Origin of the sequence: Vibrio sp. SCSIO 43137, from assembly GCF_028201475.1 — a bacterium.
In the GTDB taxonomy this organism is placed as follows: domain Bacteria; phylum Pseudomonadota; class Gammaproteobacteria; order Enterobacterales; family Vibrionaceae; genus Vibrio.
Map to the genome: position 1 here is coordinate 880,206 of NZ_CP116384.1, position 16,475 is coordinate 896,680.

Sequence of the window (16,475 nt, forward strand, 5' to 3'; positions counted from 1 at the left end):
TTATACAATGATGAGTACGATTAGCGATATCGCCGCCACTGCCGCCCACTGGCTCAGCACGATGACTTTCTTATCCACCAGTTTGCCCTTAAGGCGAACCGGTACCACTTGCGGCATCATGCCAAAGAAGGTATGGGCATGGAAAAGACTGCCCAGCAGCGCCACGATGTTTATCGCCACCACAATAGGGTTCGCCATAAACTCAAGCCAGCTCTGCCAACTCTGTGGCCCTTTCACCAGACTGCCCAGACCTATGGTCAGAAACAGGGTGAACAGTATCAGCGGCAGTACCGTCGCTTCTCTTATCATATACAGGCGGTAGAAACTGCTTTTCTGCCACCAGGTCGCATTCATGGTGCGAACATACGGTTTTCGATTACTCATCCTTCTCTACTCCTGTGGGGTTAGCATGGCTATCATAAAGTCTTTCGACGATTCGATTTTGCCCTGATTGACAGCGGCAGCCGGGTCTACGTTCTTCGGACACACTTCTGAGCAAAAGCCAACGAAGGTACAACCCCATACGCCGTTTTCACCGTTCAGCAGCTCCATACGCTCATCTTTCCCGTTATCACGGCTGTCCAGATTGTAGCGATGCGCTAAGGTGATGGCCGCAGGCCCTAAGAATTCCGGATTCAGGCCAAACTGAGGACAGGCGGCGTAGCACAAACCACAGTTGATGCAGGCGGCAAACTGCTTGTACTTGGCAAGCTGCTCAGGCGTCTGCTGGTTCGGTCCGTCTTCTGGTTTACGGTCGTTGCCAAGGATGTAAGGCTTAAGTGCTTCCAGACGTTCAATAAACGGCGTCATGTCCACAATCAGGTCTTTCTCAATCGGGAAGTTGGCCAGCGGCTCAATCAGCATGCCGTCCGGGTAGTCACGAAGGAAAGTCTTACAGGCCAGCTTCGGATAGTTGTTTACCATCATGCCGCACGAGCCACAGATAGCCATACGGCAAGACCAGCGGTAAGTCAGGTCTTTATCCAGATGGTCTTTGATGTAACCTAACGCATCTAACAGAGACATGGTGTCATCAAACGGCACCTCAAAAGTCTGTTTGTACGGCTCGGCATCTTTGGCCGGGTCGTAACGCAGAATGTCGATTTTCTGAATTCGGTTCGCTGGCATCAGACTTGCTCCTCAGTGGTTTGTTCCTTACGGGCTTGCTTTGCTTTTTCTTGCTCTGCTTTCGCCTGCGCCGCTTTTTGCTCTTCTTCTTTCTCTTTCGCTGCTGCTTCTTCCGCCGCCGCACCGTACAGACGCGCTTTCGGCTGAGACTTAGTGATGGTCACATCGCTGTAGTCAATCACAGGAGAGGCATCTTGCCGGAAGAAGGCTTGTGAGTGTTTCAGGTAGTTGACATCATCACGCTCTGTGCAGCCTTCGTCTAAACGCTGGTGCGCACCACGGGATTCACGGCGAAGGATAGCCGAGTGTGCCATGGCTTCCGCCACTTCCAGACCGTAGCCCACTTCAATGGCGTACAGCAGGTCTGTGTTAAACACCTTGCCTTTGTCTTTGATGCTGATGTTTTTATAACGGGCTTTTAGCTCCGTCAGCTTGGCAATGGTCTCTTCCAGCAAATCTTCACGTCGGTAGATACCACAACCCGATTCCATGGTGGCGCCCATTTCCGTGCGGATGGTGGCCCAGTTTTCATCACCTTGCTGGTTCATTAGCGATTGGATACGCGCTTCGACGGCTTCCACTTGTGTAGCGATAGACTCATCGTTCCAGCCTTTAAACTCTTGAGCGCGTTTCACGGCATGCTCACCCGCTACGCGGCCAAACACCACAAATTCTGCCAGTGAGTTAGAGCCAAGACGGTTCGCCCCATGCAGACCAGAGGAGGCACACTCACCCACGGCAAACAGGCCTTTAATGGTGGTTTCGCAGTTCGGGTCAGTCTCAATGCCCCCCATGGTGTAGTGCACCGTCGGGCGAATTGGAATTGGCTCTTTGGCCGGGTCAACGTTCACATAGGCTTTAGCCAGCTCACAGATAAACGGCAAACGCTCTTGTAAGTACTCTTCACCTAAGTGAGTCAGGTCAAGGTGTACCACATCCCCTAATGGGTGTTTGATGGTGTTGCCTTTTTGCTGCTCATGCCAGAATGCCTGAGACACTTTGTCTCGTGGGCCCAGCTCCATGTATTTGTTCTTTGGCTGGCCAACCGGGGTTTCCGGTCCCATGCCGTAATCCTGCAGGTAACGGTAGCCGTCTTTGTTGACTATGATACCGCCTTCACCACGGCAGCCTTCGGTCATCAGAATACCGGTACCCGGCAAGCCCGTCGGGTGATACTGAACAAACTCCATATCACGCAGCGCCACGCCGTGACGATACGCCATGGCCATACCATCACCGGTCACGATACCGCCGTTGGTGTTGGTGTTGTACACACGGCCTGCACCACCGGTTGCCAGTACCACAGACTTAGCTTTGATGGTCACCAGCTCGCCTTCCGACATATGAATGGCCACCAGACCCTGTACTTCGCCTTCGTCCACCAGCAGGTCAACTACGAAGTACTCATCAAAACGTTTGATTTGCTCATATTTGATGGATGTCTGGAACAAAGTATGCAGCATATGAAAGCCGGTCTTATCGGCAGCAAACCAGGTACGCTCCACCTTCATACCGCCGAAACGACGTACGTTCACATCGCCGTTCTCTTTACGGCTCCACGGGCAGCCCCACTGCTCCATCTGAATCATTTCGCGGGTGGCATTTTCAACGAAATACTCCACGACGTTCTGCTCACACAGCCAGTCGCCGCCACCAACGGTGTCGTTAAAGTGGTTATCCAGACTGTCTTCTTCTTTGATGACCGCCGCCGACCCGCCTTCAGCGGCCACGGTGTGGGAGCGCATCGGGTAGACTTTGGAAATCAGGGCAACTTCCAACTCAGGGTTGGCTTCTGCCGCGGCGATTGCAGTCCGTAGACCGGCACCACCGGCACCGATGACTGCGATATCTGTGGTTATGGTTTTCACAGCATTCTCCAGTTGATTTTAATCATTTTTATTTGTACCGAAGTGGCCTCACGCAGGCAGTGAACAGAGGCAATAGCAAAACAGTTAAAACATACATTTTTATACCAACTGATTAGGCTACTACCTTGCTTTGTCTTTGCTTAAAACGCTTTTCCGGCTCTATTAATTTCATAATTAATATTGAGTTGAACAATATTTGACAATTCAACTCAATATTCACTAGGAAGAAGTACACACTTTCAAAAAAGGCCGACTAAGTCGTTGGGGCAAAGCCGGCAAATATGAGTCTGTATTTTTAAGGCTCTGAGACCTTATTTATTATCATTATTCGTTACTGAATTAGATTAGGCCCAGTACACTCCACCAGATCAGGCCGACAGTCATAAAGATGAGGGCGCCACTGATAGAGATGACCAATCCGGTCTTCATCCATTCGCTGTCTGAGTGGTAACCATAACCAATCAAAAGCGGGTTACGTGCGTGGCTATACGTACTCAGGTTACAACCAAGGTTAGTGATACCTGCTACCGCCAGTACCGAAACCAGAGGAGATACACCCAGTCCCATCAACGCGCCTATGATTACAGGACCAAGAGCAACCACTTTCGCAGTACCTGAAGCAAAGAAGTAAGCAGTGAACAGATAGAAGCCCATCATCGCTACAAGGAACATAGTGGCACTTGCATCACCCATTCCGTGCGCCAGCGTGTCAGAAACAATGTTGCCGACCCAGCCGGTAAAGCCCAGCGTTTTCAGTTTACTCGCCATACCCATCAATACGGCGAACCAGATTAATGTGTCCCATGCACCTTTTTCAGACTTAATGTCGTTCCAGGAAAGTACGCCCATCAGAAGCAGTGCAGACAAGCCAACAAATGCTGAAGTTGTAGAGTGCAGACCCAATGTTTTACCACCAACCCACATGACAATCAGGCCGACAAATACACCCACAAGCTTCCACTCGCTGCGGCTCATTGCCCCCATCTTCTTCAGCTCACCTTTAGCAAACTCAGGCGCTTCCGGTGTCTCTTTTGTTTCCGGAGAGATCACCTTATAAAGGATGAAAGGCGTGATTAGCAGCAGGCATAAAGCGGGTAGTAGCAGGTAGAACGCCCAGTCGGAGAACGTAAGCGTAATACCCGCTACTGTTGATGCGATACCAACCAAAGCAAGGTTACCGGCAAACCCCGTCTGGAAACCAATAGCCGATGCATCGTTCATGGCACTGGCACTAGAGATCAGGTATTTACCCAGTTTCTTGTCTGACTCATTGATGGTCTTGGCAAGAGAGTTGGCAATAGGAGATACAATGGCAGAGCGCGCTGTGTTACTTGGTGTCGCTGGCGCAATCAGGAAGTCTGCAATACCTAAGCAGTAAGCAACGCGCAGCGATGACTTACCAAACTTGCTTAGCAGTACCAAAGCGATACGGCGGCCAAGGCCAGTTTTAGTAAAGGCACGGGCAATCATAAACGCGATGATAATCAGCCAGATTAAAGAGTTATCAAAGTGGCTAAGTGCACTGATTATCGCTTTTTTCGCGCCGACTTCGCCGCCCGGCCTCATTACCGCATAAACAGCAAGGCTGATAATGGCAACGGCACCCGTTGGCAATACGTTAGCAACAATAGCTGCAATGGTGGCAATGAAAATAATGGCTGTGTGATAGGCAGTTAATTCAAGTCCCGCAGGTGGCTCAAATTGCCACATAATCACACTTACGAGAATAATAAGGGCCAGAGGAATAACTTTAGCAACAATGAAAGGTTCTGATTCTTTTTCATTATTAAGCATATTTCCCGGCGCTGGTTTGGCTATTGTCTGATTCATAGTTCTACCGTCCAAGTTATTTAGATTAGGCAGCCAATCAAAATGATTGACCAATTATTTATTTCTCTCGAGTGACATATGCACCTCTTATGAAACAAACATAACGCCACGGTTTACTTTCAACAATTTGGATTAAATAAAGTTATATTGCACTTTATGCAACTTTATTTTTTTGCACATATCGTTAACATAGAAACCAGCCAAAACATCGGACAAAAGCCTTTACCCTCAAGGGATAGGAGCACGAACAACAACTCAACAAACACTCAAGATAACAATTGAAACAGCTTATTTACATATAAAAAGTAGGGATAATCTTATATAAATGAGAGGTCACGCAGAATAACTTTACCCATAAAGGGCTATCAGGATAATTAAATTAATTGTCAGATAAGGAAAAGCGAAGAATATATTTCAGCATTAGTAAATAAAGGTAAGTTCTTCATCCCTAAAGAACTTGTACCAGAACAGATGTTTAATGTAGTTAATATCCGGTTATTAATTCAGCCTATTAATAACCATGCCTATTACAATATTCCTGAGAAGCATGCTCAATATACTGTTTAAATAACTTAGTCGCATCACTCAATTCAAAATCCTTCGGCTCAAAGAAGGCAAAATCAAACTTAAAATCCGTTTTCAGTGGGACGATTGAAACACTCTTGTCGCCCAAGCTATGGGCAGCCAATGGATCACCAATGGTAAAGCCATAACCGGATGCCACAATACTGCAGGCATGAAATGAACTGGCGACCTCAACCACAGGGTGAGCGGTTCTTCCTTCCGCGTGGAACAGATTGCTGATGTTCTGGGCAAGGAAGGTATCTTTAATCAGAGAAATAAGCGGTAGACCATCCAGATCAGATAAAGTGACTTCAGAACGATGGGACAGAGGGTGATTATAAGGAAGAATTGCCACCGTAGGCAGAGAACAGAAAGTACGGGTAATAATAGCCGGATGTTCCGCCGGAACCCTTCCCAGTCCGATGTTAAACTGGAACCCTGCTACCCACTTCTCTAATGTACGCATCGCCTGAATATCAACGTGTACTTTGGTACCCTCATTCTCTTCACACATTCGTGCCACGGCCGGTGACATAATGTCGCGAACCAGACGTGGGATACCGATCACTCTTAGCTGAGTTTTATCCATCCGTTTGATATCTTTTACAATATCCGGTATCTCATCCAGTCCGTACAATATACGGCGTATCTCTTTATAAAACTCTTCACCTTTTGCCGTCGGTTTTAGGTTTCTTTTTCACGGGAGAAGAGCTGAAATCCTATCTGCCCCTCTAACTGACTAATTTGTCTGCTTGCCGCTGATTCACTCAGGCAGTGATGGTCAGCAGCTTTTGCCAATGATCCCTGCTTCATGATAGTTGCAAATATCTGTAATGATTTTAAGTTCATAACTTATCGCTCTTTATCTGGGTCGCTGACCCTTGCTTTTATTTATTATAATTTTGGCTGATACATTTACTTTAAATTATTAGTTAAATTCTGTCTGTTTTCGCCTTTCTAAACAGACAGAAAGACAAAAACGATAAGCCAGCGTGAGACTGGCTTATCGTTAATAAAGTTTGTTTGCTTACCAGAACAGGTAAGAGAACAGCGTAATAGCAAATATGCATACGATATTGAGTATCAGGCCAGTCCTCATCATGTCGGACTGAGTGATATAGCCTGAACCAAACACAATTGCGTTAGGAGGAGTCGCTACCGGTAACATAAAGGCACATGAAGCCGATACTGCGATCAATGCAGAGAGTATTACAGGAGATACACCCATAGCTTCAGCAATAGTAGCAAACACAGGAACCAGTAGTGCTGCACTAGCAGTGTTACTAGCGAACTCAGTAAGGAAAACAACGAAGGTAACCACTGAGATAATGGTAACCAGAATACCTGCTTCATTCAGAAACTCACTTAAGCTATGCGCCAGGAACAGACTGGTTCCGGACGTTTTCAACACATTACTAAGACAGATACCGCCGCCAAACAGCATAAGTACGCCCCAGTCCGTCGACTTCTCAATATCTTTCCAGCACACCACCCGCGATACGCCAAGCAGCACCATTGCAGTAACGGCAACCAATGTATCGAACTTACTAACACCACCCAGCATGGCATTGATTGGTTTACTGAATACCCATAGCGCAACAGTCAGCATAAAGATCGCCAGAGTCGCTTTTCGCGCGCCATTCCACTCGATAGGCTTGGCCTCAACTTTAAAGGTGTGACTCAGGTTTGGCTTGAGTTTCAGGTAAAGCGTTATTACTGCCAACGGTAATAACATCACGGTAACCGGAACGCCGTAGCTCATCCACTCGGTAAAGCTAAGCCCTACTTCTGCAGCGGCTATAGCATTAGGCGGGCTACCTACAATGGTTGCAATACCGCCGATACTGGCGCAATAAGCAATACCCAGCAGCATAAATACATAGGTATTTCGTTCCTTCTCTGGATCGACTTTATGCAGAATACCCAGCACCATTGGCAGCATCATTGCTGTAGTGGCTGTGTTACTGATCCACATAGACATAATAGCTGTAACACCGAACAGCATCAGGGTTGCAACCGTCATTCTGCCCTTCGCCAGTGTCAGCACCTTATTGGCAATGGCCTGATCCAGTCCCTGACGATGCAGCGCCGCAGCAAGAGCAAATCCTGCCAGAAACAGAAAGATAATCGGGTTAGAAAAGCTACTCAGTGCTTTGGTGGTATCAAACACCCCAAGGCCGACAGCCAGCAGGGGAACCAGTATTGCTGAAATACTGACGTGAATGGCTTCTGTCAGCCAAAGAATAGCGACAAATATCAGCAGGCTCAGGCCTGTCACAATATTCTCTTCAAATGGTAAGAAGTTCAGTAAGAAAATAAATAGTAAAACATCTGCAAAAAAGATAATTGTTTTCTTATCGAACCTTTTTTTTTCTGGTTTATCCAGAGTAAGGCTTTGCGAACTCATAAGCATTCCTTTCACGTTTATATTAATAACCGAATTACTCATATTAATGTAGGGTGCGAATAATCCAGCGGTATGCGTTTTCGCCACAAAGCTAAACAAGGTTAAAAGTTACCACAATCGCAATAATAAGCAGGATACTTACATTTTATGCAAGCTAGTTTAAAGCACTAGCAGCCCAGCATGCAGAAAAATGCGCACGAACCATACTTAACCCACTGATTAAAAACTATTTTATTTTGAGTGTTACATATCGTCATAGTATGATTTTGTTTGGTGGAAAGGATGAGATTAGCCGAAAATGCAATGTCTCGTTATGAGATCTGAGTCGCTGATATTCCACTTGGTACATAGTATCTCATTTAACACTCTTCCAATTTGTGCATGTTTTATTCAGTTTATTCCAATTTTGGAAAGTGACTATTTTAATTATCTTTTAGGCAAACTATCCGGTGAGCCAATTACAATATCTCTATTACACTTTGCTCACTGAATTAATTGTTTCATCTGTTTAGATAATTCAGAGCATAATATGAATCCAAATAACCGTCCTTTGTATATTCCCTACGCCGGTCCTGCACTATTAGAATCTCCTCTGCTAAATAAAGGCGGCGCCTTCAGTAAAGAAGAGAGAACAACATTTAATCTTGAAGGCCTGCTACCCGACTCCATTGAAACCATTGAAGAGCAGGCAGAACGTGCATACCTGCAGTTCAGCAATTTTGAAAATGATATCGATCGCCATGTCTACCTGAGAAATATCCAGGATACTAACGAGACTCTGTTTTACCGTTTAGTACAGAATCATATCACTGAGATGATGCCCATCATCTACACCCCTACCGTTGGTACTGCTTGTGAAAGCTTCTCTACTATTTACCGGCGCGCCAGAGGCCTTATCATCTCTTACCCGAACAGAGACAATATCGATGAAATCCTCAACAACGCTACCCGTCATAACGTAAAAATCATTGTTGTAACCGATGGTGAGCGAATTCTTGGTCTGGGCGATCAGGGTATTGGCGGTATGGGGATTCCTATCGGTAAACTTTCACTCTATACCGCATGCGGTGGTATCAGCCCGGCGTATACGCTGCCAATCGTTCTTGATGTCGGTACCAATAATCCACAACGCCTTTCTGATCCAATGTATATGGGCTGGCGTCACCCCCGTATCAGCGGTGAAGAGTACAACAACTTTGTAGACGACTTTATTGAAGCAGTAAAACGCCGCTGGCCTGAGTCGCTGATTCAGTTTGAAGACTTCGCCCAGAAGAACGCAATGCCTCTGCTTAACCGTTATAAAGATGAAGTTTGCTGTTTCAATGATGATATTCAGGGTACAGCAGCTGTAACTGTTGGTTCGCTTCTGGCCGCCTGTAAAGCGGCCAAAACCAAACTAAGCAAACAGACAGTGACCTTTTTAGGCGCTGGTTCAGCAGGTTGTGGTATTGCCGAAGCGATCATTGCCCAGATGGTATCTGAAGGTATTCCAGAAGAGCAGGCCCGCGGTAAGGTGTTTATGGTCGACAGGTGGGGACTGCTGACCAATGACATGCCTAATTTGCTCGACTTCCAGAAGAAGTTAGTCATTAACAGAGACAAGCTTATCGACTGGAAAACTGCGTCCAATGATATCTCCCTGCTGGAAGTTATTAAGAATGCTAAGCCAAATATTCTTATTGGTGTATCCGGTGTTCCGGGGCTGTTCAGCGAAGAAGTGATCACAGAAATGCACAAGCACTGTCCGCGACCAATTGTTTTCCCGCTATCCAACCCGACCAGCCGTGTTGAAGCAACCCCTGAAGACATTCTTAAGTGGACTAAAGGCATAGCACTGGTTGCCACAGGTAGCCCGTTTGATCCTGTTAAGATCAATAACAAAAGCGTCTATATTGCTCAATGTAATAACAGCTATATCTTCCCGGGTATCGGTTTAGGTGTTCTGGCTTGCGGTGCTAAACGAGTAACTGACGAAATGCTGATGGAATCCAGCCGCGCCCTTGCTGAGTGCTCTCCTCTCGCTCAGAATGGTATTGGTTCTCTGCTTCCGCCTCTTGAAAAGATCCGTGAAGTATCCATACATATTGCCTTTGAAGTAGCGAAAAAGGCGATGGAGCAAGGTAAGGCTGCCCAGTTAAGTGACGAAAAGCTAATGGAGAAAATTCAGGCAAACTTCTGGACACCAAATTATCGTCCATATAAGCGCACCTCTTTCTAGCTATCACCAATAACAGAGAATGAGCCCTTACTGCCGGGCTCTTTCCAGTTATCACTTTTCATCCCAGCAAACCCAAAACCCATTCAGCATTGACTATAGTTAAAGTAACAGCAAAGCGGAGAAGAGCTATGGCTGACTTTTATGAAAAACTCAGGTTAAAAGGGAAAGCAGAAGAGGATCGCTTTTTTGCCGAACTGGATAAACAGTTGATTGAAGAACTGCACAGAAAAGACCGGCAGAATATTGACTGGGCAGAAGAGCATTTAACCGCCAAGGATAATCCACTCAACGACAACAGCAGCAAATAAGCTGGTCTGCTAGCCCTTTTTCTTTCCGGTATAGGTCGACCCGTATCGGTTCGGGTAAGCTTGTTTTCTATATTTATGTGATAAAGTTAGCACTTTTCCGGTATACCCCCTACACCTAGAGAAAATATTTCTCTTTCATGCCTATTTGACAGTAAACAAAGCAAAATAAATCTCTCGGTTCCTTTGTATAGTATTTCTATCGAATTTAACACTCTGCGTGAAGTAACTCTTCGTGAGGTTACTTTACCTATTACCGGCAGACGGTAAGTACCCTCAGACGTTAGGAATAATTACAATGAAAACCGATCTATGGACTCCACTAACTGACCAAATCCGAAAGGACGTAGCTCCGGCACTAGGCTGTACTGAGCCTGTATCCGTTGCCCTCGCTGCTTCTATCGCTAATCAACAGCTTACAGGTCAAATAAAAAACATCTCTGTTTTGGTATCACCTAATCTTATGAAAAACGGCATGGGGGTCGGCGTTCCCGGTACGGGAATGGTAGGACTGCCAATTGCTGCAGCTGTTGGTGCATTAGCGGGAGAACCGGACGCGGAACTGGAAGTACTAAAAAACATAACGTCATCAGATGTAGAACAAGCTAAGCAGCTACTCGATTCAGACAACGTTGTGATAGGTGTTGCTGATGTGAGCAATGTTATCTATACAAAAGTTACCATACATAGCGATAGCGGCTACGCTGCGGTGACGATTGCCGATTCGCATACCCATGTGATCGCCATTGAAAAAGACGGAATGTCACTCTTTATTGCCGATCAAAAAACCAATGGTATGACATCAGAGAATGACTCCGCTCAAAACCCTTTCCATAACGCGAAAGCTCGCGACGTTTACGACTATGCGTTAAATGCACCGCTAGAGCAGATCGAGTTTATTGAACAGGCATATCACCTGAATAATGACTTATCCGTAGAGGGCTTGGCTGGTGATTATGGTTTACAAATTGGTGCAACTTTTAAGCGCAATATAGAAAGAGGTTTGTTATCTGAAGGCTTACTTACCAATATTCTCTCCCGTACATCCGCTGCATCTGATGCGCGTATGGATGGTGCAATGAAGCCAGCTATGAGTAACTCTGGATCTGGCAATCAGGGTATCGCTGCCACTATGCCCGTAGTGGTTGTCGCCGAGCATGTTAAAGCAGACAGGGAGACCATGATTCGTGCTTTGATGATGTCACACGCAATGGCCATTTATATTAAGGGTCATCAGAATAAATTGTCTGCTCTTTGCGGCGCGACAACCGCTTCTATGGGTGCAGTAGCCGGTATGACCTGGCTGCTGGGCGGAGATTTCAAAAAAGTAAGCCATTCTATTTGCAGTATGATCGGTGATATCGCAGGTATTATCTGCGACGGTGCTAAGACCAGCTGTGCCATGAAAGTCTCTTCTTCTGCAGGCGCAGCATTCAAGGCAGCTTTGATGGCTCTGGACAATATCAGAGTAACAGGAAACGAGGGCATTGTTTCTGACGATGTTGACACTTCTATCCGTAATCTCTCTGCGCTTGCTAACGGCTCGATGACTCAGACAGATGTTCAGATACTGGATATTATGGTCAGTAAGTAACTGATTAAATTAAGCTTAGCAGGGTTTTACATAAACTCTGCTCATTCCCCCTTAGTTCTAAACTATGAAGACAAATATTATGATCGAAACTATTACCACAAATGATGCTCCGGCAGCAATCGGCCCATACGTTCAGGCGAAACTAATTAACAATATGCTGTATACCTCAAGCCAATTACCAATCAATCCTGAAACCGGGAAAATGGATGACGATATTGCCGAGCAGACACGCCAGTCTCTTGCCAATGTTGAAGCTATCGTGAATCAGGCAGGAATGAGTAAGTCCGATATCATCAAAACGACCGTATTTGTGAAAGATCTGAATGATTTTGCCACCGTCAATGAGGTGTATGGTCAGTTCTTCGGAGAAACTTGCCCGGCAAGAAGCTGCGTAGAAGTAGCACGCCTGCCACTTGATGCAAAAATTGAGATAGAAGTTATCGCTTCTAAATAAACTAAAAACTAAGCAGTACTATTTAAAAGCCTGGGCACATTATGTGACCAGGCTTTTTATTATCTGTAATAATAATATTTTCAATTTAATTACCAACACACATAAACAATATTTATTCACTCTAGATTAATTGTTATTAAAAATGTGACCACAATCTCAGCCAAAATAATAACAGGCACTATACAAACATCTCCAAAATTAGATCAGAGCCATACTTTTCACTGCCAAAACAACATATAACCTTATTTTAGATCAACACAGAAAATCAGTTTTCTGACCTTTGTGTTTATTTAGAAATATTTACTCTATTTAGCCAGCAAGCAGGTAAATAAAGTATTTTTTCTCTAAATATAAGAGTAACCTTACGACGTACCTTATTAAAACAGCGATAGAAATTTATATTCTGTTTATTTTATCATCAGAAAACAAACGAGGAAAAAATGAGCGATACAATAAATACGGACTCTGGAATAGCAGATTCATTAGCGCCGCATAAAATTGCAGGCATGTCTGAGCAAGAATGGAAAATAGCAACAAAATTTGACAGCGTTGATATAGGCTGGATTGTAATGAGTATCGGTATGGCAATAGGTGCCGGTATTGTTTTCCTTCCGGTACAAGTAGGTGTGATGGGGCTATGGGTATTTTTACTCTCATCTATTATCGGCTACCCTGCAATGTACCTTTTTCAAAAGCTATTTATTAATACCCTTGCAGAATCAAAAGAGTGTACCGACTATCCAGGTGTAATCAGTGGTTACCTTGGTAAAAACTGGGGCATGTTGCTTGGTGCCCTATACTTTATCATGTTGGTAATCTGGGTGTTGATTTACTCTCTGGCAGTGACCAATGACAGTTCGTCCTACCTTCACTCTTTCGGCGTAACCGAAGGACAATTAAACGATAACGTTTTCTATGGCTTAGCCTTAATTTGCGTACTATCATTTATTGGTTCAAAAGGTGAAAAGCTACTGTTTAAACTATCGGGTTTTATGGCGGTTACCGTATTATCTCTGGTTGCAATCATGGGATTACTGCTGGTCGCGCGTTGGGATTTTGCTAACATTCCAGCGGTTGGTGATATGGGACCAATGATTAAAGATGCAATCATCACACTACCCTTTACCCTGACTTCCATTCTGTTTATTCAGTCACTTAGTCCAATGGTTATTTCTTATCGTTCTCATGAAAAATCCATCGAAGTTGCACGATATAAAGCAACCAGAGCAATGAAAATCGCCTTCGCTATTCTATTTGTCATCGTGTTCTTCTTTGCTGTGTCATTTACCTTTGCTATCAGTCAGGAGCAGGCAAATCAGGCAATGACACAAAATATTTCCGCTCTGGCTATTATCGCTCAGTATTTCCCGGGAAGCTGGGCAACCATTGCAGGTATTGTTATTAATATTTTTGCGGTAGTGACCTCTTTCTTTGGTGTATTCCTTGCATTTAAAGAAGCTTGTATGGGGCTTGCTATGAATGCGCTGCTGAGAAAATATGATGAAGAAAAAATAGACAGAAACTTAATCAGTAAGCTAGTAACTGTATTCATTATTTTACTGGCTTGGAGTGCAATTGCAGTAAACGCTCCTATTCTTTCATTTACTTCAATTTGCAGCCCTGTATTTGGTCTGGTTGGCTGCCTGATCCCTGCCTATTTGGTTTATAAAGTTCCTCACTTAGCCAAATATAAAGGAATGGCTACAAATATGATTATTGTGACTGGCGTATTACTATGTATCTCACCATTCCTTGCATTTTTATAGTCTAGAGTAGAAGTTTAAAGCCAGTATTAAATACTGGCTTTTTTATTTCAAAACAATTAAAACCGCCACACTAGCTAATAATAATTACATTCATCAACTCAAAGATACATTTATAAAACATTGTTTTATTAGAAAGCTCAAACTGTATGTTCACCTAATGTTTACCATGTCAACCTTACAATTTGCCACTAGATCGCACTATTCACACCTAGAAACAACGAATGAAGCTTGACATTAAATATCGCAACTGGCTTAAGGGCGTTACTGTTCTTAATATTATTTTTGCCTTTATTATTGGCACCGGCTACTGGCAATGGATCGGTTTTAACCATCAACCATTGCTGGAAAAAAGCTATCTGCTTGCCACTCAACTTGGCTGGCTTGGTTTGATCCCTATTATTGCCGCGCTGTTGGTAGTGATGATCAGACTAGTATCAAGACGCATTGCTATTGGTGTTAGTCTCGCTGTTTTTGCTGCTATCTCAGCCTATTTTGTCACTGACACACTTGTGTTTGCCCAATATAAATTTCACATCAACGGCATTATTGTCGACCTGTTTCTCGCTGATGGTGTGATTAAGTTCTCAGCACAGATCTGGTTAAAGTTTGCCCTGTTTATCTTTGCTCTATTCGCAATACAGGTGCTTTTTCACTATATCTCAATTAAACACAATAAAAGGCTGAAAAAGTTTAATAATCTGGCACTGGTAATCTGGTTTATCTGTCTGCTGTATAGTCAGGTATTACACGCCTGGAAAGACGCCAGTTATGACACCTCTATCACCAATATGTCACGCTTTTTTCCCTTATACCGGCCGTTGACCGCCAAGTCCTTCTTTTATGATAATAATCTGGTTAATCAGGAAATGGCTCGCCAACAGGCTAAAGTGGTTAGCACCAGCAGCACCCAGCTTGATTATCCAAAGCAAGCCATTGAGTTTGCTCCCCTTGGCAAAAAAGTGAACTTTCTGTTTATTGTTATTGATGCATGGCGTTACGACGATTTTAACGCCCAGTACACACCTAATATGGCGCAATACGCCAAACAAGCAACACAATTTAAACAACACAAAAGCGGCGGAAACTCTACTCAGGCAGGTATCTTCAGTCTGTTTTACGGATTGCCCAGCCCTTACTGGATAAGCTTTAGAGACTCAGGCGTTCGCCCGGCATTTCTTGAGACAGCGGCAAAGCAGGGATATGACTTTAACATCCTCTCCTCTGCCCAGCTAAACCGTCCACCATTTGATCGCACGGTTTTTAACGGTATTAAAAATCTGAGAGTTTATACGCCGGCCGAAACGTCTCCCGAGCGCGATGAAATCATCACCCGCGATATGGAACAGTTTATCCATCAACAAAACAAAGATAAGCCTTTCTTTGGTTTTCTTTTCTACGACTCGGTGCATGCCAACGAGATCCCAGAGGGAGAAGAACTCGTGTTTCAGCCAAGCTGGGATACTCCCCGCTACCTTAAACTGAGCAATGATATTGACCCTGAACCTTTTCATAATCTGTACCGGAATTCGCTTTATTACACTGACAAAAAGATAGGCCGCGTTCTCTCTGCGTTAAAACAGAAAGGGCTTGATGATAACACCGTTGTGGTGATTACCTCAGATCATGGTGAAGAGTTTAATGACAACAAAAAGAACTATTGGGGACATGGTGGAAACTATACTGATGTTCAGGTTCATGTGCCTATGATTATCAAAGCTCCGGGGTTAGAAACCACCATAGCGACACAGCCAACTAACCATATGGATATTGCTCCTACTCTAATGAAGCGTTATCTGGGCGTTTCTACTCAAGCCAGACATTACTCCCTTGGCGAAGATATGCTGGATAAGTCAGCAGAAAACAAACCGGTAATTATCGGTAGTTACAACGATTACGCCATTGTCACCGACAACGAAATTGGAGTTGTAAATGAAACGGGCGGAATTTCTCACTATGATAAAGCAATGAACCCGGTTAAAGACGCTAAATTAAATGTTAACACTCTTAAGCAAATCATAACGGATCTTAACCACTTCTATAAATAACCTGCTCAGTGATAAACCGGTCTCTTTAGCTATTAATTACAATGAGGCCGGCCTTTCACTTCCCCTTTACCTGCTATTAGTCAGAGCCTTCTATCTCATAACTCACGTCATTAATAACTCTCATTATTGCACCAGTACTTATTTTCATTCCCTTTTAAATAAATAGATCTAAGTCACTTCAGGGTGATTTCCCTGAGAATATAACCCATATCTTGTTTATATATTTAACGCAGCAATTAGCAACTATATAGCAGATTTTTGCTAGTTATCTTTTAGCCAATACTCAATGATATTTA

General features: G+C 44.3%; 13 protein-coding genes. 6 read left to right on the forward strand and 7 right to left on the reverse strand.

Translation table 11 applies throughout. The annotated features are described in order from the left end of the window. From frdC to PK654_RS19910, 7 genes are all read right to left on the reverse strand, one after another. Window positions 1–384 (reverse strand): fumarate reductase subunit FrdC, encoded by a 384-nt coding sequence (frdC, locus tag PK654_RS19880; RefSeq protein WP_271699064.1) that lies wholly within the window; start codon window positions 382–384, stop codon window positions 1–3. A gap of 6 nt (window positions 385–390) precedes the next feature. Further along, a complete protein-coding gene (locus PK654_RS19885; protein WP_271699066.1) occupies window positions 391–1,128 on the reverse strand; it encodes a succinate dehydrogenase/fumarate reductase iron-sulfur subunit in 738 nt (245 codons plus the stop codon). Then, the gene (frdA, locus tag PK654_RS19890) at window positions 1,128–2,996 is read right to left on the reverse strand and encodes a fumarate reductase (quinol) flavoprotein subunit (RefSeq protein WP_271699068.1); all 1,869 of its coding nucleotides are present in this window, start codon (window positions 2,994–2,996) and stop codon (window positions 1,128–1,130) included. Before frdA ends, PK654_RS19885 begins: the two co-directional genes overlap by 1 nt. 339 nt (window positions 2,997–3,335) lie before the next feature. After that, a complete protein-coding gene (locus tag PK654_RS19895; RefSeq protein WP_271699071.1) occupies window positions 3,336–4,826 on the reverse strand; it encodes a DASS family sodium-coupled anion symporter in 1,491 nt (496 codons plus the stop codon). A 511-nt stretch (window positions 4,827–5,337) separates the two neighbouring features. After that, window positions 5,338–6,027: a LysR substrate-binding domain-containing protein gene (locus PK654_RS19900; RefSeq protein WP_271699073.1), complete on the reverse strand. Its 690-nt coding sequence runs from the start codon at window positions 6,025–6,027 to the stop codon at window positions 5,338–5,340. A gap of 47 nt (window positions 6,028–6,074) precedes the next feature. Then, on the reverse strand, window positions 6,075–6,239 hold the full coding sequence (locus PK654_RS19905) for a LysR family transcriptional regulator (protein ID WP_271699075.1): 165 nt from the start codon (window positions 6,237–6,239) through the stop codon (window positions 6,075–6,077). A gap of 178 nt (window positions 6,240–6,417) precedes the next feature. Next, window positions 6,418–7,797 (reverse strand): SLC13 family permease, encoded by a 1,380-nt coding sequence (locus PK654_RS19910; RefSeq protein ID WP_271699077.1) that lies wholly within the window; start codon window positions 7,795–7,797, stop codon window positions 6,418–6,420. A gap of 529 nt (window positions 7,798–8,326) precedes the next feature. Here PK654_RS19910 and PK654_RS19915 point away from each other — a divergent pair. The 6 genes from PK654_RS19915 (at window position 8,327) to PK654_RS19940 (ending at window position 16,179) form a co-directional block, all read left to right on the forward strand. Next, window positions 8,327–10,015, forward strand: a complete 1,689-nt coding sequence (locus PK654_RS19915; protein WP_271699078.1) for an NAD-dependent malic enzyme — start codon at window positions 8,327–8,329, stop codon at window positions 10,013–10,015. A 128-nt stretch (window positions 10,016–10,143) separates the two neighbouring features. Then, complete coding sequence (locus PK654_RS19920; RefSeq protein ID WP_271699079.1) at window positions 10,144–10,323, forward strand: hypothetical protein; 180 nt, start codon at window positions 10,144–10,146, stop codon at window positions 10,321–10,323. Window positions 10,324–10,618: 295 nt separating this feature from the next. Then, a complete protein-coding gene (locus tag PK654_RS19925) occupies window positions 10,619–11,914 on the forward strand; it encodes an L-cysteine desulfidase family protein (RefSeq protein WP_271699081.1) in 1,296 nt (431 codons plus the stop codon). A 79-nt stretch (window positions 11,915–11,993) separates the two neighbouring features. Continuing rightward, a complete protein-coding gene (locus PK654_RS19930; protein WP_271699084.1) occupies window positions 11,994–12,368 on the forward strand; it encodes a RidA family protein in 375 nt (124 codons plus the stop codon). A gap of 506 nt (window positions 12,369–12,874) precedes the next feature. Then, complete coding sequence (locus PK654_RS19935) at window positions 12,875–14,134, forward strand: hypothetical protein (protein WP_443088768.1); 1,260 nt, start codon at window positions 12,875–12,877, stop codon at window positions 14,132–14,134. Window positions 14,135–14,355: 221 nt separating this feature from the next. Beyond that, window positions 14,356–16,179 (forward strand): DUF3413 domain-containing protein, encoded by a 1,824-nt coding sequence (locus tag PK654_RS19940; RefSeq protein ID WP_271699090.1) that lies wholly within the window; start codon window positions 14,356–14,358, stop codon window positions 16,177–16,179. The last annotated feature ends 296 nt before the right edge of the window (window positions 16,180–16,475 follow it).